Below are 19410 nucleotides of genomic sequence, written 5' to 3'. Positions count from 1 at the left end.
TTTTCGCATCTCAATCGCCCGCGCGGCGCGACACGGTTTATGCACATCCACATCCTCGGCATCTGCGGCACCTTCATGGGCGGACTCGCCGTCCTGGCGCGCGAGGCGGGCCACAAGGTCACCGGCTGCGACGCCGGCGTCTACCCGCCGATGAGCACGCAGCTCGAAGCGCAAGGTATCGAACTGATCGAAGGTTTCGGCGTCGAGCAACTGGCGCTGGAACCGGATTTGTTCGTCATCGGCAACGTGGTGAAGCGCGGCAATCCGCTCATGGAAGCCATTCTCGATCGCGGCCTGCCCTACACCTCCGGCCCGCAGTGGCTCGGCGAGCACGTGCTGAGCGGCAAGTGGGTGCTCGCGGTGGCCGGCACGCACGGCAAGACCACGACGAGTTCCATGCTGGCGTGGTTGCTTGAAGACGCGGGAATGAACCCGGGCTTTCTGATCGGCGGCGTGCCGCTCAATTTCGGCATTTCGGCGCGCCTGACCGATTCGAGCTTCTTCGTCATCGAAGCCGACGAATACGACACCGCGTTTTTTGACAAGCGCTCGAAGTTCGTTCATTACCGCCCGCGCACGGCGGTGCTCAACAATCTCGAATTCGATCACGCCGATATCTTCCCCGATCTCGCCGCGATCGAAACGCAATTTCACCACCTCGTGCGCACGGTGCCGGGCGTCGGCCGCATCGTCACGAACGGGCGCGAGGCGGCGCTGGAACGCGTGCTTACGCGCGGCTGCTGGTCGGGCGTCGAGCGCTTCGGTGTCGAAGGCGGATGGCAGGCGTTGCCTGCCGAGCAGGGCGCGACCGTCGACGAGCAGTTCGCCGTGTATTGGGAAGGCGAGCGTCAGGGCATCGTCGATTGGCAGGTGCAGGGCGAGCACAATCGCATGAACGCGCTTGCGGCGATCGCGGCGGCGCGCTCGGTGGGCGTGCCGGCGGCGCAATCGGTGAAGTCGCTCGCGGGCTTTCGCAACGTCAAGCGGCGCATGGAAGTGAAGGGCAGCGTCGACGGCGTTACCGTCTACGACGACTTCGCGCATCACCCGACCGCGATCGACACGACTGTCGCGGGACTGCGCACGCGCATCGGCGACGCGCGCATCCTCGCCGTGCTGGAGCCGCGCTCCAACACCATGAAACTCGGCACGATGAAGGCGCAGTTGCCCGCGAGTCTCGCGGGCGCGGATCTCGTCTTCGGCTACGGCGCGCGCGAAGGCCGCGACAAGCTCGGCTGGGATCTCGCCGGGGCGCTGTCCCCGCTCGGCGACAAGGCGCGGGCATTCGACGAGATCGAACCTTTGGTGAAGGCGGTCGCGGCCGCCGCGCGCCCCGGCGACCACGTGCTCGTGATGAGCAACGGCGGCTTCGGCGGCGTCCATCAGAAACTGCTCGACGCGCTCGGTGCGCGTGGCGCAGGAGGACATTCGTGATTCTCTATCTGCACGGCTTTCGCTCGTCGCCCCAATCGTTCAAGGCGCGCGTGATGCACGCGCGTCTCGCGGAACTCGGAAGGCTCGGCGAATGGCAGTGCCCGCCGCTGCCGGTGTCGCCGTGCGATGCCGTCGCGCTGGCGGAATCGCTCGCAGCGAATGCGAAGACGAGCGATGTGACCGTCGTCGGCAGTTCGCTCGGCGGCTACTATGCAACGTATCTCGCGGAGAAACACGGCTGGCGCGCCGTGCTGCTCAATCCGGCGGTCGTGCCGCAGCGCGATCTGAGCCATTTTCTCGGCGAACAGCCGCTGTGGCATGGCGGCGGCACGATCACCGTATTGCCGCGTCATCTTGACGAACTGCGCGCGCTCGCGGTCGCGTCGATCACGCGGCCCGAGCGCTACTATCTGATCGCGGCGACGGGCGACGAAGTGCTCGATTACCGCACGATGCTCGACCATTATCCCGGCGTGCGAACCACGCTGATTCAGGGCGGCGATCACGCGATCAGCGACTTCCCGAACTATCTCGCCGATGTCATCGCGTTCTGCGACCAGGCGCCGCCAGCCGTGCGCGCAACCGCGGCCGCCTGAGCCCATTCATTTACCGGCGCGCGAATGGCGTAAAAGCGCGGCCCGGTCCACCGTTTTACGAGAGTATTGAGTGAACGTTTTCTTCGAGGAATCGGGTAGTTTCAAGGCCGGATCGGTGTTGTCGAAACAAGGCGACGCGTTCCAGGTCGAGTTGCCGGGCGGCCGGCGTGCGAAAGTGCGCGCGAAAGACGTGCTGATCGAGTTCGAGAAGCCCGCGGCCGGCGACCTGATGCAGGAGGCCGACGCGATCGCGCAGGAGATCGATCTCGACTTCCTGTGGGAATGCGCGCCCGACGAGGAATTCCCGTTCGCCGCGCTCGGCTCGGATTATTTCGGCGACAAGTTCGGACCTACCGAACGCGCGGCGCTCGTCCTGCGCATGCACGGCGCGCCGGTCTATTTCCGGCGCAAGGGCCGCGGCCAGTATCAGCGCGCGCCGCAGGAGCAACTGCAGATGGCGCTCGCGTCGCTCGAACGCAAGCGTCAGCAGGCGCTCGTGCAGCAAGGTTACGAAGAGGAACTGAAGGCGGGCAAACTGCCGGACGCGCTCAAGGACCGTGCGATCGGCCTGCTCACGAAACCGGACAAGAATTCGATCGAGTACAAGGCGCTCGAAGCGGCGGCGGCCGCGCGCGGCATCTCGCAGGCGCGCCTGATGCTCGAATGCGGCGGCATCGCGTCGCCGCGCCAGTTGCATGAAGCGAAGTTTCTGTCGGAGTTTTTCCCGCACGGCGTCGGCTTTCCGTCGGTGCAGCCGACGCCGCTGCCCGAGGATTTGCCGGAAGCGAACGTCGAAGCGTTTTCCATCGACGACGTCACCACGACCGAAATCGACGATGCCTTCTCCGTCGAGCATCTTTCCGATGGCCGCGTGCGCGTGGGCATCCACATCGCGGCGCCGGCGCTCGGCATCACGCGCGGCGACACGATCGACGCGATCGCGCGCGGGCGTCTGTCCACGGTCTACATGCCCGGCGACAAAATCACGATGCTGCCCGACAACGTCGTCGACGTGTTCACGCTCGGCGAGGGCGGGCTGCGTCCGGCGCTGTCGCTGTACATCATCGTGGATCGCGAGACGCAGGACATCGTTGCCACCGAAACGCGCGCCGAACGCGTGTTCGTGAAGAGCAACCTGCGCCACAACCATCTCGACGAGCACGTCACCGAGGAAACGCTCGCGGCCGGCACGGGCGAGTATCCGCACAAGGCGGACATCGCCGTGCTGTGGCCGCTCGCGCAGGCGCTCTTCGAAAAGCGTCAGCAGGCGCGCGCGACTTACGGTCTCCGGCGTGAAGTGCAGCGCAACAACGACTTCAACTTTTATGTCGAAGGCGAGCACATCACGATCACGCCGCGCCGTCGCGGTTCGCCGCTCGATCTGATCGTCGCGGAACTCGCGATTCTCGCCAATTCGTCGTGGGGCGCGTTCCTCAACGATCATGGCGTGCCGGGCATCTATCGCTCGCAGCGCGGTTTCGGCGGTCCGGGACCCAAGCGCACGCGCATGCAGACGACGCCCGCGCCGCACGAAGGCCTCGGCGTCGCGCAATATGCGTGGAGCACGTCGCCGCTGCGCCGTTATGTCGATCTCGTCAATCAATGGCAACTGATCGCGTGCGTGCAACATGGCGTGACGGCGAAGCTCGCCGCGCCGTTCAAGCCGAAGGACGCGGATCTTTTCGCCGTCGTGCAGGGCTTCGACGACACGTACACCGCCTATGCCGATCATCAGCGCCGCATGGAATATTTCTGGTGTCTGCGCTGGCTCAAGCAGGAAAACCGGCGGCACGTTCCGGCTTCGGTCATCAAGGACGACCTCGTGCGTCTCGAAGAAATTCCGCTGATCCTGCACGTGCCCGGCCTCGGCGTGCATGCGCGCGGCACGCGCGTGATGCTGGAAGTCGTGTCGACCGACGAACTCACCGTCGAGGCGTCGTGCCGTCTGCTGCACGTGATCGATGCGCCATCCGCGAGCGCGCCGGTCGAGGAAGAAGAGGCGGAAGAAGAGATCATCGAGACGACCGATCTCTCCGCCGAAAGCGAAGCCGAAGCGCAGGCCGAAGCGCCCCAGCCTGCGCCGCCCGACGACGCGCAGCAATCCACCGAGCCGACCGGATCATGAGCCAGAAAGATCGATACGCGGTGATCGGCAATCCGGTCGAGCACAGCAAATCGCCGTGGATTCACGCGAAGTTCGCCGAGCAGACCGGCGAGCCGATCGAATATGGCCGCATTCTCGGGCCGCTAGACGGCTTCACGCGCGAGGTGAAGAACTTCGTCGCGTCGGGCGGACGCGGCATGAACGTCACCGTGCCGTTCAAGCTCGAAGCGCACGCACTTGCCGATTCGCTCTCGCCGCGCGCGGCAGCGGCGGGCGCGGTGAACACGCTGGCCTTCGGGCCGGACGGCGTGCGCGGCGACAACACCGACGGCGTCGGCCTCGTGCGCGACATCGAAGTGAATCTCGGCGTGAGTCTGAAGGGCGCGCGCATTCTGCTGCTCGGCGCCGGGGGAGCGGCGCGCGGCGTCGTGCTGCCGATCTTCGATCGCGCGCCGGCTGCGCTCACCATCGTCAACCGCACGGCGGCGAAGGCGCTTCAACTCGTCGATCAGTTCGCGCAGAACGCGTCCGACTGCGGCGTGCGTTTCTCGGGCGGCGGCGCGCAAAGCGCGGAAGCGGGCCAGTACGATGTGATCGTCAACGCGACTGCGGGCAGCCTCGACGCCGCCTTGCCCGATTGCGACGACAGCGCGTTCGGCGCGGGCACGCTCGCCTACGACATGATGTACGGCGCGCAGCCGACCGTTTTCATGCAGCACGCGTCGAAGCTCGGCGCGCGCGCGTCGGATGGCCTCGGCATGCTGGTCGAGCAGGCCGCCGAATCGTTCTTCATCTGGCGCGGCGTGCGCCCCGACGGCGGCGCGGTGCTGCGCGAATTGCGCGCGACGCTCGCAGCCAAAACCTGATGACGACCGCGCCGCTCGGCAGCCACACGCCTTCGGGTGCGCCACGCGCGCGGCGCGCGGTGCGCCTCGGGCCGGCGCGCTGGATCGCGTATGGCGTGTCGGTGCTCGGCATCGCGTTCATCGCGACGCAAATCTGGTTCTTCGCGCAGATCGGTATCTGGACGATCGTGAATCCCGGCCCGACCGCCTTCATGCGCGCCGACGCGTGGACGCTCGCTAAAACGCATCCGGGTATTTCGCTGCGGCGCACCTGGTTGCCGTACGACCAGATTTCGCGCAATCTGAAGCGCGCGATCATCGCTTCGGAAGACGCGAATTTCGTCAACAACAACGGCTACGAAACCGACGCCATTCTTCAGGCGTGGGAGAAGAACAAGGCGCGCGGGAAAATCGTCGGGGGCGGCTCGACCATCTCGCAGCAACTCGCGCGCAATCTGTTTCTGTCGCGTGAAAAGAGCTATGTGCGCAAGGCGCAGGAGCTGATCATCACCTGGATGCTCGAATTCTGGTGGACCAAGGAACGCATCTTCGAGGTCTATCTGAATTCGGTCGAGTGGGGCAACGGCGTGTACGGCGCGGAAGCGGCGGCGCAGTATTACTACAAGACTTCCGCGGCGAAACTCACAGCCGGGCAAAGCGCGCGTCTCGCGGTAATGTTGCCGCGTCCCAAGTATTTCGACGACCATCGCAACGCGCCGTATTTGTCGCAGCGCGCAGGCGTCATCGCGCGGCGGATGGGAGCGGCCGAACTGCCTCAATGAAATTTAGTTAGCCGCAGTAAACAATGCAAGGCCCTGATTATTCAGGGCTTTTTTGTTTTAAAAAAGCTTTCGGTTGCAAGCTTTGCTCCCATTATGTGAGCATGACGATCACATATTGAATAAATCGAGATGCCGGAACTACAATCCGACCAAAGCCTGAAACGGCACACGCGGGCGACGACCGGAGCAACATCCGGCGCGCACGACCAGAACGATGGAGACACGTCATGCATTCGATCGCACGCCCGCGCTCGCGGGCCTTCCTGCACGACTCGCACGGTTCGCACTATCCGCACGCCCGTTCAATCGGGGACGCGCCCGCGTGCGCCGTCCGACGCGCATCGTGATCGACGAGAGACACGCGCCATGACCAAATTCCAGAACTCCGAAGCCGACGCCGACGCCGCAGAAGCGCAATCCGCGCCCGCGAGCGGCTCGCGCGCAAAGCCGAACGGCGCGAGCGGCACGAAGCACGCGCCCGATCCCGATGCGATCGCACTGCCGAGCGCGCTCGTCGATATCACGCCGCAGCAGGCCGGCACGCAGACACTGCTGCGCGGCCTCGCGATTCTCGAAGCCGCCGCGAACGGCGCGCGCGATCTGCGTGCGTTCGGCGCGGCGCTCGGCACGACGCGCAGCACGACGCATCGGCTCGTGAGTTCGCTCGTGCAGGCGCGCTATCTGCGTCAGGTGCAGGGCGGCTATCTGCTCGGACCGAAGCTCATCGAACTGGGCACGATCGCGCTCGAACAGATGCCGCTCACGGCCGTCGCGCGAGCGCATCTGCAGGCGCTCGCCGAGCATACGCACGACACGATTCACCTCGGCGTGCGCGACGGCGACGACGTTCTCTACATCGACAAGATTCCCGGCACGCGCGGCCTGGAGATGCGCTCGCGCGTCGGGCACCGCATGCCGCTCGCATCGACAGGAATCGGCAAGGCGATGATGCTCGACCTCGAAGCGAACGCGTGGAGGAAGCTGCTCGAAGCGTCGCATCGCGTGCTCGCGAGAACGAGCTTCAAGCCCGACAACCGCCCCGATTTCGACACGTTCCTGCAGCGGATGACGCGCTATTCGCAAGGCGGCTTCACGTTCGATCTCGAAGAGAACGAGGCGTCGATCCGCTGCGTCGCCGCGCCGGTGCGCGATGCGTCGGGCGCGATCGTCGCGGCGTTGTCGGTGGCGAGCACGATTCCCTATATGCCGCACGAGCGCATGGAAGAGCTGATCCCGGTCGTGCAGCGCGAGGCGCACGCGATCTCCGAGGAACTCGGCTGGCGCGCGCCGCAGGCCGCTCGCAGGATCAAGCGATGAGCGCATCTGTTTCCACGCCCGCGCTCATCGCGCTCGACTGGGGCACGACCTCGCTGCGCGCCTATCTGCTCGGCGCCGATGGTCTCGCGCTCGACACGCGCGCGTCGTCGGCGGGCATCATGAATCTGCCCGCGGGCGGCTTCGATCAGGCGTTCGAGCAAACCTGCGGCGCATGGCTCGACGCGCACGCGCAACTGCCCGTCATCGCGGCGGGCATGGTTGGCAGCGCGCAGGGCTGGGTGGAAGCGCCGTATGTCGAAACGCCGGCGAACGCCGATGCGCTCGTCGCGGGCATCGTCAAGGTGAAGACGGCGCGCGGCGTCACGCTGCATGTCGTGCCGGGCGTGCTGGAGCGCGGTGTGTTGCCCAACGTGATGCGCGGCGAGGAAACGCAGATCTTCGGCGCGCTGGCGAGCGAGCCGTCGCTCGGAAACGCGGGCGGCGCGCTGATCGGGCTACCCGGCACGCACGCGAAATGGGCGTTCGTCGCCAATGAGCGCATCGAGCGCTTCTACACCTTCATGACGGGCGAGACCTTCGGCGCGCTGCGCGATCACACGATTCTCGGCCGCACGATGCACCCCGCCGCGACGCACGACGAACCCGCGTTTCTGCGCGGCGTCGATACGGCGCGCGATGCCGGTCATCCCGGCGTGCTCGCGACGATCTTCAGCACGCGCACGCTCGGCCTGACGGGTGAGTTGAGCGCGGAGCAGCAATCGGATTACTTGTCGGGACTGTTGATCGGACACGAATTGCGCGGGCTGAACGAAGTGCTCGCGCGCGAAAAATCCGCGCTCGACGGAAAGACGCTGCGCCTGATCGGCAACGACGCGCTGTGCGATCGCTATCGCGCCGCGCTCGCGCGCTTCGGTTGTCACGATGCCGCCACGGTCGCGCATGCCACCGAGCACGGTCTTTATGAAATCGCCGCGCTGGCCGGGCTGGTTGCCGCCGTGCGCGCCGCCTGAGAAGGAGTGAAAACGATGCAGCCTCCCATCAATCTGCCCGCGCCCTACGGCATGCACGCCGGTCTCGCGAAGGCGTTCGCCGCGTGTCCGCTGATCGCGATCCTGCGTGGCGTGACGCCCGCCGACGCCGCCGATCATGCCCGCGCGCTCTACGAAGCGGGCTTTCGCATCGTCGAAGTGCCGCTGAATTCGCCGCAGCCGTTCGACAGCATCGCGGCGATCCGTCAGGCGCTGCCCGGCGATGCGATCGTCGGCGCGGGAACGGTGCTGCATCCGAGTTACGTCGACAGCGTGAAGGCAGCGGGCGGCGAACTCATCGTGATGCCGCACAGCGACGCCGACGTCGTGCGCGCCGCGAAGGCGCACGGTCTCGCATGCGCGCCGGGCGTCGCGACGCCGAACGAGGCGTTTCTCGCGCTGAAGAACGGCGCGGACGTGCTGAAAATGTTCCCCGCCGAACAACTCGGCCCGACGGTGACGAAGGCATGGCGCGCGGTGATCGCGAACGAGGTGCCGCTCGTGCCGGTCGGCGGCATCTCGCCGGACAACATGGGACCGTTTCTGAGCGCGGGCGCGAACGGCTTCGGTCTCGGTTCCGCGCTGTACCGGCCGGGCCAGAGCGCGGAAACGACCGCGCGGCACGCGAAGGCGTTCGTGGACGGACTCGCCCTCGCGCGAGGCGAAGTCAAATGAATCGTCTCGCCGGCAAAGTCGCGATGATCACGGGCGCGGGACGCGGCATTGGCGCCGCGATCGCGCTGGCGTTCGCGCGCGAGGGCGCACGCGTCGCGCTGGCGGAACTGGACGTGGCGACGGCCTCGGCGACGGCGGAGCGCATCAGGCGGGAAACCGGCGCGGACGTGATCGCGATCGAAACCGACGTGACGCACAGCGCATCGGTGAAGGAGTCGGTCGCGCGGACCGAAGCCGCGCTCGGCCCGCTCGACGTGCTCGTGAACAACGCCGGCATCAACGTATTTTGCGATCCGCTCACGATGACCGACGACGACTGGCGCCGCTGTTTCGCCGTCGATCTCGACGGCGTGTGGAACGGTTGCCGCGCGGTGTTGCCGGGCATGGTCGAGCGCGAGCGCGGCAGCATCGTGAATATCGCGTCGACGCACGCTTTCAAGATCATCCCGGGCTGCTTTCCTTATCCGGTGGCGAAGCACGGCGTGATCGGCCTGACGCGCGCGCTCGGCATCGAATACGCGCCGAAGAACGTGCGCGTGAACGCGATCGCGCCGGGTTACATCGAAACGCAACTGACGCTCGACTGGTGGAATTCGCAAGCCGACCCGAAAGCCGCGCGTCAGGCGACGCTCGATCTTCAGCCGATGAAGCGCATCGGCGAGCCGCAGGAAGTCGCGATGACGGCGGTGTTCCTCGCGTCGGACGAGGCGCCGTTCATCAACGCGAGCTGCATCACGGTGGATGGCGGGCGCAGCGCGCTGTACCACGACTGAAATGAGAAGAATGACGCACTGGCCGCGGTGCGGCATCACCATAACTAAACACGGCCACACACCTTCGTAGCGCCCGCGCGCGGGCATTTTCGACATCGGAAAAAGTCGGGAGACAAAAAATGAAACGCAGACTGTTCCTCACGCTGATCGCCGCCGCCACGGCAACGAGCGCGTCCATGATCGCGGCGCCGGTCGCGCAGGCCGCCGACGAGGTCAAGATCGGCTTCCTCGTCAAGCAGCCCGAAGAGCCGTGGTTCCAGGACGAATGGAAGTTCGCCGAAATGGCCGCCAAGGAGAAGGGCTTCACGCTCGTGAAGATCGGCGCGCCGTCGGGTGAAAAGGTGATGAGCGCGATCGACAACCTCGCCGCGCAAAAGGCGCAGGGCTTCATCATCTGCACGCCGGACGTGAAGCTCGGGCCGGGCATCGTCGCGAAGGCGAAGGCCGACAAGCTCAAGATGATGACCGTGGACGACCGCCTCGTCGACGGTTCGGGCAAGCCGATCGAAGCCGTGCCGCACATGGGCATTTCCGCCTACAACATCGGTAAGCAAGTGGGCGACGGCATCGCCGCCGAAATCAAGAAGCGCGGCTGGGACATGAAGGATGTCGGCGCGATCGACGTCACTTACGAGCAATTGCCGACCGCGCATGACCGCACCGCCGGCGCGACCGATGCGCTCGTCGCCGCTGGTTTCCCGAAGGCGAATATCGTCGCCGCGCCGCAGGCGAAGACCGACACCGAGAACGCGTTCAACGCCGCGAACATCGCGCTCACGAAGAACCCGCAATACAAGCACTGGGTCGCCTACGCGCTCAACGACGAAGGCGTGCTCGGCGCGGTGCGCGCAGCGGAAGGCCGCGGCTTCAAGGCGGACAACATGATCGGCATCGGCATTGGCGGATCGGACTCGGCGTTGAACGAGTTCAAGAAGCCGAACCCCACGGGCTTCTACGGCACCGTGATCATCAGCCCGAAGCGCCACGGCGAAGAGACGTCCGAGCTGATGTACGCGTGGATCAAGGACGGCAAGGCGCCGCCGCCGCTCACGCTCACGACCGGCATGCTGGCTACGCGCGAAAACGTGGCCTCGGTTCGCCAGCAGATGGGACTGGCGTCGAACTAAAAGTGCAACGGCGGGCCGCGCTGACGTAAAGCCGTAGGGCGCGGTCCGCACGTAAATAGGAGGCGATGTGTCAGCGACGCTGCGTTTTGACAATATCGGCAAGGTGTTTCCAGGCGTGCGCGCGCTCGACGGCGTGTCGTTCGACGTCAACGCCGGCGAAGTTCACGGCCTGATGGGCGAGAACGGCGCGGGCAAATCGACCTTGCTCAAGATTCTCGGCGGCGAGTATCAGCCCGATTCGGGGCGCGTGCTCATCGACGACAACGAAGTGCATTTCGCGAGCGCGGCGGCTTCGATCGCCGCGGGCATCGCGGTGATTCACCAGGAATTGCAGTACGTGCCGGATCTGACCGTGTCCGAGAATCTGCTGCTCGGCGCGCTGCCGAACCGGCTCGGCTGGGTGAACAAGCGCGCGGCGAAGGCTCACGTGCGCGAGCGGCTCACGGCGATGGGCGTCGATCTCGATCCGAACGCGAAGCTGCGCAAGCTCTCGATCGCGCAGCGGCAAATGGTCGAAATCTGCAAGGCGCTCTTGCGCAACGCGCGCGTGATCGCGCTGGACGAACCGACGAGTTCGCTGTCTCATCGCGAGACGGAAGTGCTCTTCAAGCTCGTGCGCGATCTCAAGGCGGACAACCGCGCGCTGATCTACATCTCGCATCGCATGGACGAGATTTACGAACTGTGCGACGCGTGCACGATTTTTCGCGACGGCCGCAAGATTGCCTCGCATCTGTCGCTCGCGGACGTGCCGCGCGACACGCTCGTGCAGGAAATGGTCGGCCGCGAGATTAGCGACATCTATGACTATCGCGCGCGCGCATTGGGCGAGGTGCGCTTCTCCGTGAAGAACGTGGATGGCGACGCATTGAGCGCCCCCGCGAGCTTCGAGGTGAAGCGCGGCGAGATCGTCGGATTCTTCGGGCTCGTCGGCGCGGGACGCAGCGAACTGATGCATCTCGTCTACGGCGCGGACAAGAAGAAGGGCGGCGACATCACGCTCGACGGCCAGGCGATCCGCGTGCGCAGCACCGGCGAGGCGATTCGCCACGGCATCGTGCTGTGTCCCGAAGATCGCAAGGAAGAAGGCATCGTCGCGATGGCGACGGTCGCCGAGAACATCAACATTTCGTGCCGACGTCACTATTTGCGAGCCGGGCTGTTTCTCGATCGCAAGAAGGAAGCGCAGACGGCCGAGCGCTTCATCCAGTTGCTGAAGATCAAGACGCCGAGTCGCAAGCAGCGCATCCGTTTTCTGTCGGGCGGCAATCAGCAGAAGGCGATTTTGTCGCGCTGGCTCGCGGAGCCGGACCTCAGGGTCGTGATTCTCGACGAGCCGACGCGCGGCATCGACGTGGGCGCGAAGCACGAGATCTATAACGTGATCTATCAGCTTGCCGAGCGCGGCTGCGCGATCGTGATGATTTCGTCGGAGTTGCCGGAAGTGCTCGGCGTGTCCGACCGGATCGTCGTGATGCGGCAGGGGCGTATCGCGGGCGAATTGCTGCGCGAGAACGCGAGCGAACAATCAGTGTTGAGCCTTGCGCTGCCGCAGGCGGAGACCGTCGCGCAGGCGGCGTAAAGACGAGAGGAGCGAATCATGGAAGCAAGAGAAAACATCGTGGGTCAGGCGACGGAAACCGTCGCGAACGCGCTGATCCCGCAAAAGAACGACAAACAGAAGTGGTGGCAGCAGATCACGGAGTACAGCCTGATCGTGATCTTCATCGTGATGTTCCTGACGATGTCGCTGACCGTCGATCACTTCTTCTCGATCGAGAACATGCTCGGCCTCGCGCTGTCGATTTCGCAGATCGGCATGGTCGCGTGCACGATGATGTTCTGCCTGGCGTCGCGCGATTTCGACTTGTCGGTCGGCTCGACGATCGCCTTCGCCGGCGTGCTGTGCGCGATGGTCCTGAACGCGACCGACAACACGTTCATCGCGATTATCGCGGCGGTGGCGGCGGGCGCGGTGATCGGCTTCGTGAACGGCGCGGTGATCGCCTATTTGCGCATCAACGCGCTGATCACCACGCTCGCCACGATGGAAATCGTGCGCGGGCTCGGCTTCATCGTGTCGCATGGACAGGCGGTGGGCGTTTCATCGGATACGTTCATCGCGCTCGGCGGTCTGTCGATGTTGGGGATTTCCCTGCCGATCTGGGTCACGCTCGCGTGTTTCATCATATTTGGCGTGTTGCTCAACCAGACTGTGTATGGACGTAATACCTTGGCGATCGGCGGCAATCCCGAGGCGTCGCGTCTCGCGGGTATCAATGTCGAGCGCACGCGCGTGTGGATCTTCCTGATTCAAGGCGCGGTGACGGCGCTGGCGGGCGTCATTCTCGCGTCGCGGATCACCTCGGGGCAGCCGAACTCGGCTCAGGGTTTCGAGCTGAATGTCATTTCGGCTTGCGTGCTGGGTGGCGTGTCGTTGCTGGGCGGGCGTGCGACGATCTCGGGCGTCGTGATCGGCGTGCTGATCATGGGCACGGTCGAGAACGTGATGAACCTGCTCAATATCGACGCGTTCTATCAGTACCTCGTGCGCGGGGCGATTCTGCTTGCCGCCGTGTTGCTGGATCAGTTGAAGAATCGCGGATCGCGGGATTAACGGTGGTTTGACATTCGCGGGATTTCACGAAAGCGCAAAAAGAGAGACGGAGAGACATGGCAACGATCAACCAGAACCTCGCACGCTATCCGAGCCTGCAAGGCAAAACGGTCCTCATCACCGGCGGCGCGACCGGCATCGGCGAAGGCTTCGTCGAACATTTCTTCGATCAGGGCGCGAAAGTCGCCTTTTTCGACATCGACACCGACGCGGGCGAAGCGCTCGCCGACCGTCTCGGTGCTGCCCTGCAGCAAGACCAGACGCGCCCGATGTTCCTCAACGTCGATCTCACCGACATCGACGCGTTGAGAAAAGGCATCGCGGATGTAAGAAGCGCGTTCGGTCCGATCGGCGTGCTCGTGAACAACGCCGCCAACGACAAACGCCACGCAATCGAAGACGTCACGCCCGAATCGTACGATGCGGGCATCGCGGTCAACATCCGCCATCAGTTTTTCGCGGCGCAGGCCGTGATCGGCGACATGAAGCGGCTGGGCGGCGGCTCGATCATCAATCTGGGCTCGATCAGCTGGATGCTCAAGCAAGGCAACTTTCCCGTCTACACGACGTCGAAATCGGCGGTGCAGGGCATGACGCGCGGCCTCGCGCGCGATCTCGGCAAATTCGGCATCCGCGTGAATACGCTCGTGCCGGGCTGGGTGATGACCGAGAAGCAAAAGCGTCTGTGGCTCGACGAGGCCGGCAAGGAAGCGATCAAGCAGGGCCAGTGCATCGACGGAGAAGTGCTGCCCGCGCATCTCGCGCGCGCGGCGCTCTTTCTCGCATCGGACGACAGCGGCATGATTACGGCGCAGGACATGATCGTCGACGGAGGATGGGCCTGATGAACTCGACTCGCGCGCAACTGTTGATCGACAGCCAATGTTCGCTCGGCGAAGGCGCGACGTGGTGCGCCGCGAGCGGCCGTTTCTGGTGGACCGATATCGAAGGCCAGAAGCTGTGGCGCTACGATCCGCGCGACGGCGCGAGCGAATCGTTCGCGATGCCCGAACGGCTCGCGTGCTTCACGCCGTGCGCCGATGCGCGTTTCCTGCTGCTCGGTCTCGCGTCGCGGCTCGCGTTCTACGAGATCGCGACGGGCCAGATCGAAACCATCATGGAAGTCGAAGCCGATCTGCCGACGCGCCTCAACGACGGCCGCTGCGATCGCGAAGGGCGCTTCGTCTTCGGCACGAAGCACGATGTGGACGACGCTCAGGCGCTCGGCGGGTTTTATCGGCTGAACCGGGATTTGTCGCTGGAGCGCCTGCCGCTCGGCGATTGCGCGATCTCGAACAGCATCGGCTTTTCGCCCGACGGCGCGACGATGTACTACTGCGATTCGCCCACGCGCCAGATTCGCGTGTGCGACTATCCGACGTTCGCCAACGACCGCGTGTTCGTCGAACTCAGCGATCCGACCGGCGTGCCGGATGGCTCGATTGTCGATGCCGAAGGCGGCTTGTGGAACGCGCAGTGGGGCGGCGCGCGCGTCGTGCGCTACGGACGCGACGGCCGCGAGACGGCGCGCATCGACGTGCCGAGCGCGCAGCCGAGTTGCGTCGCGTTCGGCGGCGCGGACTTCGGCACGCTGTATGTGACGAGCGCGCGCATCGGTCTTTCCGATGACGCGCTCAAGAGCGACGCCCAGGCAGGCGGCGTGTTCGTCGCGACGCCGGGCGCGCGCGGCATCGCGGAAGCCGTATTCGCGGGCAAGGCGTAACCGGAGCACAGGGAAACAGACGAAAAAGAAGCGAGGCGACGCGCGATCGACGCGCCGCCCGACACGCCCCGGCGATGCCGGGTTCTTCGCCTCTCGATGGAGCACGAGTCATGGCTGTTGCGCGCACAGAGCAAAGACCGAATCCTGCATCGACGTCCAAGGCACAGGCGAACGCCCGCCGTGCGCGACTGGCCGCCGCCACCGAACCGCCGGTCCGTCCCGGCCCGAGCACCGCGGTCGTCGCAATGGGCGGCGCCGATATCAATGGCTGCATCACACTCGCCAACGCGCACTTGCGGCTCGAACTCGCGCCGTCGCTCGGCGGCGGGATCACGCGTTTCGACTGGCGGCACGAAGGCACGCTCGTGCCGATCTTCCGGCCGTGCACCGCGCCGGGACCGGACACCGATCCGAACCAGCTCGCGTGCTATCCGCTTTTGCCGTATTCGAACCGCATCGGCAACGGCCACTTCCAGTTTTCCGGGCGCTCGATCGACGTGCCGTGCAATCGCGCGGGCGAACCGCTGCCGCTGCATGGCGATGGCTGGCTCGGCGCGTGGGAACTCGCGCAGCAGGAATCCACGCGCGTGCGGCTCACGCTCGATCGCAGCGACGGCAAGCCTTATGCCTTTCGCGCCGCGCAGACTTACGCGCTGGAGGAAGCAACGCTCGCCGTGACGCTCGATGTCGAAAATACCGGCGACAAAGCGCTGCCGTTCGGCCTCGGGCTGCATCCGTTTTTGATGCGCGAGGCGGACACCGAGTTGTCGGCGGCGGCGGGCGGCGTGTGGCTCTGCGGCGACGACTGGCTTCCGGTGCGGCACGTTCCCGCGCCGCCGGCGTGGCAATTCGGCGTCGCGTATCCGATGCCCTCGGAAATGGTCAACAACGCGTTCACCGGATGGAGCGGTCGCACGAGCGTGCTGTGGCCGAAGCGCCGCCTGTCGCTGACGATCTCCGCCGACACCGATTACTACGTGCTCTACGCGCCGCCCGGCGAGAGCTTTTTCTGCTTCGAGCCGGTCGATCATCCGATCAACGCGGTGAATCTGCCCGGCGGCGGGGAAGCGAACGGGATGACCGTGCTCGAGCCCGGCGAGCGGCTGTCGCGGGAATTTCGCTTCACGGTCGAGCGCACCGGAGAAGCGACGCGGCGCACGAGGCCGCGCACGCGGGCCGGCGCGAAGGCGCGCGCACGGGACGCGTCGCGCTGAGGCATCGCTGAAGACAGCGACCAAGACAGCGAAGAACACGACGCCACGCACGTTAAAATGCGTGGCATCGACGTTCAACGAAATCCCGCCATGTCCTTCATCCAGACTCTCAATGCCGCGTGGTCGCGGACTCAATCGCTTCTGTGCGTCGGCCTCGACCCGGAGCCGGCGAAGTTTCCCGGCGCGCTCAACGGCCGCGCCGACGCGATCTTCGAGTTCTGCAAGACCATCGTCGACGCGACCGCGCCGTATGCATCGTCGTTCAAGCCGCAGATCGCGTACTTCGCGGCGCATCGTGCGGAAGATCAGCTCGAAGCGCTGATCGCGCATATCCGCGAGAAACACGCCGGCATTCCGGTGATTCTCGATGCAAAGCGCGGCGATATCGGCAGCACGGCGGAGCAGTACGCGAAGGAAGCGTTCGAGCGCTACCAGGCCGATGCCGTCACGGTCAATCCGTATATGGGATTCGATTCGATCGAGCCGTATCTCGCGCATGAAGGCAAAGGCGTGATCGTGCTGTGCCGCACGTCGAACGCGGGCGGCTCGGATCTGCAATTTCTCACTGTCGATGGCAAGCCGCTGTATCAGGTCGTCGCGCAGCTCGCGGCCGGCAAATGGAACGCGAGCGGCCAGCTCGGACTCGTCGTCGGCGCTACTTTTCCGAAGGAAATCGAAACGGTGCGCGGGATCGTCGGCGACATGCCGCTGCTGATTCCGGGCATCGGCGCGCAAGGCGGCGATGTCGAAGCGACCGTGCGCGCGGGTCGCACCGCGGGCGGCGCGGGCATGCTGATCAACTCGTCGCGCGCGATCATCTACGCGGGCAAGGGCGATGACTACGCGCAAGCCGCAGCCGAAGCCGCGAAGAAAACGCGCGACACGATCAATCGGTATCGTTAATTCGAAAGCGCGGGCTTTACCGCTCGCGCTGATCCAGAAACTCCAGCAGTTTGCGCAATGCATGCGCGGCGGCCTGCGTTCTCACCTGTTCGCGGTCGCCCTTGAAATGCTGCGTCTCGATCTGCGTATGCAGACGATTGCTGAATCCGAAGCACACGGTTCCGACTGGCTTCGCCTCGCTGCCGCCCGCCGGCCCCGCGACACCCGTGATCGACACCGACACCTGCGCGCGGCTGTTGCGCAGCGCGCCCTCGGCCATCGCTTTCGCGACCGGCTCGCTCACCGCGCCGTGCTGCTCGATCAGCGTCGCGGGCACGCCGATCATCTCGATCTTCGCGAGATTCGAATACGTGACGAAGCCGCGCTCGAACCACGCGCTGCTGCCGGAAATATCGGTGATGGCGGCCGCGACCATGCCGCCCGTGCACGACTCGGCGGTTGCGAGCATCAGCCGTTCGTCGCGCAGCTTGTTGCCGGCGCGAATCGCAAGTTGGTGAACGACGGTGTCGGTTGGCATGGCGGTTTCTCGCAGAATGGAAAAGACTCAGATGGTCATGCGCCAGAGCGCGATCACGAGCAGCGTGAAGAACGCCGCGACGAGATCATCGAACATGATGCCGAAACCACCTTTCAACCGGCGATCGAAATAACGAATGGGCTGCGGCTTCACCATGTCGAAGAAGCGGAACACGATGAACGCCCACAACTGCCCGGTGAAGGTCGCGGGCGTGACCACCAGCAGCACGAGCCAGAACGCGACGATCTCGTCCCACACGACCGGCGACGGGTCATCGGTGCCCATTTTCTTCGCGGTGAAGCCGGTGAACCAGCATCCGGCGATGAAGCCGACGACGATTAGCGCGCCCCATTCCGCGACCGTCAGATGCGGATTGAACACGACGAACGACGCCCACGCGAACAACGTGCCGACCGTGCCCGGCGCGATGGGCGAGAGCCCGCTGCCGAAGCCGAGCGAAAGAATATGGAGCGGATGGTTGAGCATGAAGCGCGCGCTCGCTTTACGCGGCTTGTTGCGCGGCGCGGTCGAGTCGCCCGCGAGCGTGGGGTCATTCTGCATGGAAATGATCGAAGCCTTGCAACGTCAGGGAGAGCGGGGCGCCCGAAGCATCGCGCCAGGCGATGGCGGGCGCGCCGGATAATTCGATTGTACCGATGCGGGTCAGCGGCACTTTCACGGCCGTGGCGATAGCGGCGAGCGCGTCGCGTGCATCGACAGGCGCGGTGAAGCAAAGCTCGTAGTCGTCGCCGCCCGCGAGCGTGCATTGACGGCGCGCGGCTTCGGGCAGCGCGCGCACGGCGTCCGAGCACGGCACGGCATCGGCATCGACGACGGCGCGCATGCCCGAGCGCTTCAGGATATGCATGAGATCGCCCGCGAGACCATCGGAGATATCGAGCGCCGCGTGCGCCACGCGGCGCAGCGCGAGCCCCAGCGCGACGCGCGGCTCGGGCCGTTCCAGCGCGCGTTGCCAGTCGGCGGCAACGGCGTCGCCGGGCGCGCGCCATTCGCCCTGCAGCATGCCGAGGCCCGCGCGCGCGTCGCCCAGCGTGCCCGATACCCAGATGTCGTCGCCGGGCCGCGCGGCGTCGCGACGCAATGCCGCACCTTGCGGCACGTCGCCGAACACCGTGATGCAGATGTTGAGCGGCCCGCTCGTCGTATCGCCGCCGACGAGCGCGCAGTCGTGACGTTCCGCGAGCGCGAAGAGGCCGTCGCTGAACGCCTGGAGCCACGCTTCGTCGGCGCGCGGCAACGCGAGCGCGAGCGTGAACGCGTGCGGCGCCGCGCCCATCGCGGCGAGGTCCGAAAGATTCACCGCGAGCGCCTTGTGACCGAGCGCGTACGGATCGACATCGGCAAAGAAGTGGCGGCCTTCCACCAGCATGTCCGTCGAAATGGCGAGTTGATGGCCGACGGGCGGCGCGATCAGCGCGCAGTCGTCGCCGATGCCGAGCGGGGTCGCGGCTGCGTCTTCAAGACGTGGCGAGGGCGCCGTCGCGCGGCGTGCAAAGAAACGGTCGATCAGGGAAAACTCGGAGAGCATCGTTGGCGATAGATAGGTTTTTGTGCGCTGCAAGATAAACGAGCGGTGCTGCGCAAAGGGCCGCCAAAACGCCTGCCTCGTGTCTCGAAAAAATCGGGCGATACGCCGCGAGCCTTGCGCGGCGGAGCGATCAGACGTTTTCCAGTCATGGCACTTGTAGCCGAAATGCATGGAGCGCGGTCCGAAACTGCGTCTGATTGGCGCTACAATGCGTTCGAGCTTCCATTCTAAATCCCGCACTGCTA

At 65.3% G+C, this 19410-nt stretch carries 19 protein-coding genes; 16 read left to right on the top strand and 3 right to left on the bottom strand.

The genetic code is table 11. The annotated features are described in order from the left end of the window. The first annotated feature begins 39 nt into the window (after positions 1 to 39). From mpl to pyrF, 16 genes are all read left to right on the top strand, one after another. Positions 40 to 1434 carry a UDP-N-acetylmuramate:L-alanyl-gamma-D-glutamyl-meso-diaminopimelate ligase gene (gene mpl / locus AWB82_RS11855; RefSeq protein WP_086967353.1) on the top strand — a complete coding sequence of 465 codons (1395 nt, stop codon included), beginning with the start codon at positions 40 to 42 and terminating at the stop codon, positions 1432 to 1434. Next, a complete protein-coding gene (locus tag AWB82_RS11850; RefSeq protein WP_086967326.1) occupies positions 1431 to 2030 on the top strand; it encodes a YqiA/YcfP family alpha/beta fold hydrolase in 600 nt (199 codons plus the stop codon). The genes mpl and AWB82_RS11850 overlap by 4 nt, the downstream gene beginning before the upstream one ends. 70 nt (positions 2031 to 2100) lie before the next feature. Continuing rightward, a complete protein-coding gene (locus tag AWB82_RS11845; RefSeq protein WP_086967325.1) occupies positions 2101 to 4155 on the top strand; it encodes a ribonuclease catalytic domain-containing protein in 2055 nt (684 codons plus the stop codon). After that, entirely contained in the window at positions 4152 to 5000 is an 849-nt protein-coding gene (gene aroE / locus AWB82_RS11840; protein ID WP_086967324.1) for a shikimate dehydrogenase, read from the top strand. The genes AWB82_RS11845 and aroE overlap by 4 nt, the downstream gene beginning before the upstream one ends. Further along, on the top strand, positions 5000 to 5761 hold the full coding sequence (gene mtgA, locus AWB82_RS11835; protein WP_200818087.1) for a monofunctional biosynthetic peptidoglycan transglycosylase: 762 nt from the start codon (positions 5000 to 5002) through the stop codon (positions 5759 to 5761). The genes aroE and mtgA overlap by 1 nt, the downstream gene beginning before the upstream one ends. Before the next feature lie 366 nt (positions 5762 to 6127). Beyond that, positions 6128 to 7078 carry an IclR family transcriptional regulator gene (locus AWB82_RS11830; RefSeq protein WP_086967323.1) on the top strand — a complete coding sequence of 317 codons (951 nt, stop codon included), beginning with the start codon at positions 6128 to 6130 and terminating at the stop codon, positions 7076 to 7078. Further along, on the top strand, positions 7075 to 8049 hold the full coding sequence (locus AWB82_RS11825; RefSeq protein WP_086967322.1) for a 2-dehydro-3-deoxygalactonokinase: 975 nt from the start codon (positions 7075 to 7077) through the stop codon (positions 8047 to 8049). The genes AWB82_RS11830 and AWB82_RS11825 overlap by 4 nt, the downstream gene beginning before the upstream one ends. 15 nt (positions 8050 to 8064) lie before the next feature. Further along, entirely contained in the window at positions 8065 to 8742 is a 678-nt protein-coding gene (locus AWB82_RS11820; RefSeq protein ID WP_086967321.1) for a 2-dehydro-3-deoxy-6-phosphogalactonate aldolase, read from the top strand. Continuing rightward, on the top strand, positions 8739 to 9515 hold the full coding sequence (locus AWB82_RS11815) for an SDR family oxidoreductase (RefSeq protein ID WP_086967320.1): 777 nt from the start codon (positions 8739 to 8741) through the stop codon (positions 9513 to 9515). The genes AWB82_RS11820 and AWB82_RS11815 overlap by 4 nt, the downstream gene beginning before the upstream one ends. A 119-nt stretch (positions 9516 to 9634) precedes the next feature. Beyond that, positions 9635 to 10642 carry an arabinose ABC transporter substrate-binding protein gene (locus tag AWB82_RS11810; protein WP_086967319.1) on the top strand — a complete coding sequence of 336 codons (1008 nt, stop codon included), beginning with the start codon at positions 9635 to 9637 and terminating at the stop codon, positions 10640 to 10642. Positions 10643 to 10709: 67 nt separating this feature from the next. Next, on the top strand, positions 10710 to 12224 hold the full coding sequence (araG, locus tag AWB82_RS11805; protein WP_086967318.1) for an L-arabinose ABC transporter ATP-binding protein AraG: 1515 nt from the start codon (positions 10710 to 10712) through the stop codon (positions 12222 to 12224). A gap of 18 nt (positions 12225 to 12242) precedes the next feature. Beyond that, positions 12243 to 13259, top strand: coding sequence for an L-arabinose ABC transporter permease AraH (araH, locus tag AWB82_RS11800; protein ID WP_086967317.1), 1017 nt, complete (start codon positions 12243 to 12245; stop codon positions 13257 to 13259). A 56-nt stretch (positions 13260 to 13315) separates the two neighbouring features. Then, positions 13316 to 14104 carry an SDR family NAD(P)-dependent oxidoreductase gene (locus tag AWB82_RS11795; protein ID WP_086967316.1) on the top strand — a complete coding sequence of 263 codons (789 nt, stop codon included), beginning with the start codon at positions 13316 to 13318 and terminating at the stop codon, positions 14102 to 14104. Next, the gene (locus tag AWB82_RS11790; RefSeq protein ID WP_086967315.1) at positions 14095 to 14982 is read left to right on the top strand and encodes an SMP-30/gluconolactonase/LRE family protein; all 888 of its coding nucleotides are present in this window, start codon (positions 14095 to 14097) and stop codon (positions 14980 to 14982) included. The genes AWB82_RS11795 and AWB82_RS11790 overlap by 10 nt, the downstream gene beginning before the upstream one ends. Before the next feature lie 110 nt (positions 14983 to 15092). Beyond that, positions 15093 to 16196, top strand: a complete 1104-nt coding sequence (locus AWB82_RS11785) for an aldose 1-epimerase (protein WP_086967314.1) — start codon at positions 15093 to 15095, stop codon at positions 16194 to 16196. A gap of 90 nt (positions 16197 to 16286) precedes the next feature. Continuing rightward, the gene (pyrF, locus tag AWB82_RS11780) at positions 16287 to 17099 is read left to right on the top strand and encodes an orotidine-5'-phosphate decarboxylase (RefSeq protein WP_086967313.1); all 813 of its coding nucleotides are present in this window, start codon (positions 16287 to 16289) and stop codon (positions 17097 to 17099) included. Between the two features lie 16 nt (positions 17100 to 17115). On the opposite strand, the gene AWB82_RS11775 is transcribed toward pyrF, so the two are convergent. The 3 genes from AWB82_RS11775 to thiL are packed head-to-tail and all read right to left on the bottom strand — an operon-like array spanning position 17116 to position 19165. After that, positions 17116 to 17616 (bottom strand): CinA family protein, encoded by a 501-nt coding sequence (locus tag AWB82_RS11775; protein ID WP_086967312.1) that lies wholly within the window; start codon positions 17614 to 17616, stop codon positions 17116 to 17118. A 27-nt stretch (positions 17617 to 17643) separates the two neighbouring features. Further along, complete coding sequence (locus AWB82_RS11770; RefSeq protein WP_200818086.1) at positions 17644 to 18177, bottom strand: phosphatidylglycerophosphatase A family protein; 534 nt, start codon at positions 18175 to 18177, stop codon at positions 17644 to 17646. Further along, the gene (thiL, locus tag AWB82_RS11765; protein WP_086967311.1) at positions 18167 to 19165 is read right to left on the bottom strand and encodes a thiamine-phosphate kinase; all 999 of its coding nucleotides are present in this window, start codon (positions 19163 to 19165) and stop codon (positions 18167 to 18169) included. Before thiL ends, AWB82_RS11770 begins: the two co-directional genes overlap by 11 nt. Positions 19166 to 19410 lie beyond the last annotated feature (245 nt).

Origin of the sequence: Caballeronia glebae (assembly GCF_001545035.1) — a bacterium.
Classification (GTDB): domain Bacteria; phylum Pseudomonadota; class Gammaproteobacteria; order Burkholderiales; family Burkholderiaceae; genus Caballeronia; species Caballeronia glebae.
Note: the sequence above shows the minus strand (reverse complement) of the source record. Positions and strands in the feature narration are given on the sequence as shown.

What these genes read in the sequence shown, in the direction of transcription:
- mpl (WP_086967353.1), top strand. Translation starts at nt 40, where the DNA reads ATGCACATCCACATCCTCGGCATCTGCGGCACCTTCATGGGCGGACTC.
- aroE (WP_086967324.1), top strand. Translation starts at nt 4,152, where the DNA reads ATGAGCCAGAAAGATCGATACGCGGTGATCGGCAATCCGGTCGAGCAC.
- mtgA (WP_200818087.1), top strand. Translation starts at nt 5,000, where the DNA reads ATGACGACCGCGCCGCTCGGCAGCCACACGCCTTCGGGTGCGCCACGC.
- AWB82_RS11830 (WP_086967323.1), top strand. Translation starts at nt 6,128, where the DNA reads ATGACCAAATTCCAGAACTCCGAAGCCGACGCCGACGCCGCAGAAGCG.
- AWB82_RS11825 (WP_086967322.1), top strand. Translation starts at nt 7,075, where the DNA reads ATGAGCGCATCTGTTTCCACGCCCGCGCTCATCGCGCTCGACTGGGGC.
- AWB82_RS11820 (WP_086967321.1), top strand. Translation starts at nt 8,065, where the DNA reads ATGCAGCCTCCCATCAATCTGCCCGCGCCCTACGGCATGCACGCCGGT.
- AWB82_RS11815 (WP_086967320.1), top strand. Translation starts at nt 8,739, where the DNA reads ATGAATCGTCTCGCCGGCAAAGTCGCGATGATCACGGGCGCGGGACGC.
- AWB82_RS11810 (WP_086967319.1), top strand. Translation starts at nt 9,635, where the DNA reads ATGAAACGCAGACTGTTCCTCACGCTGATCGCCGCCGCCACGGCAACG.
- araH (WP_086967317.1), top strand. Translation starts at nt 12,243, where the DNA reads ATGGAAGCAAGAGAAAACATCGTGGGTCAGGCGACGGAAACCGTCGCG.
- AWB82_RS11795 (WP_086967316.1), top strand. Translation starts at nt 13,316, where the DNA reads ATGGCAACGATCAACCAGAACCTCGCACGCTATCCGAGCCTGCAAGGC.
- AWB82_RS11790 (WP_086967315.1), top strand. Translation starts at nt 14,095, where the DNA reads ATGGGCCTGATGAACTCGACTCGCGCGCAACTGTTGATCGACAGCCAA.
- AWB82_RS11785 (WP_086967314.1), top strand. Translation starts at nt 15,093, where the DNA reads ATGGCTGTTGCGCGCACAGAGCAAAGACCGAATCCTGCATCGACGTCC.
- pyrF (WP_086967313.1), top strand. Translation starts at nt 16,287, where the DNA reads ATGTCCTTCATCCAGACTCTCAATGCCGCGTGGTCGCGGACTCAATCG.
- AWB82_RS11775 (WP_086967312.1), bottom strand. Translation starts at nt 17,616, where the DNA reads ATGCCAACCGACACCGTCGTTCACCAACTTGCGATTCGCGCCGGCAAC.
- AWB82_RS11770 (WP_200818086.1), bottom strand. Translation starts at nt 18,177, where the DNA reads ATGCAGAATGACCCCACGCTCGCGGGCGACTCGACCGCGCCGCGCAAC.
- thiL (WP_086967311.1), bottom strand. Translation starts at nt 19,165, where the DNA reads ATGCTCTCCGAGTTTTCCCTGATCGACCGTTTCTTTGCACGCCGCGCG.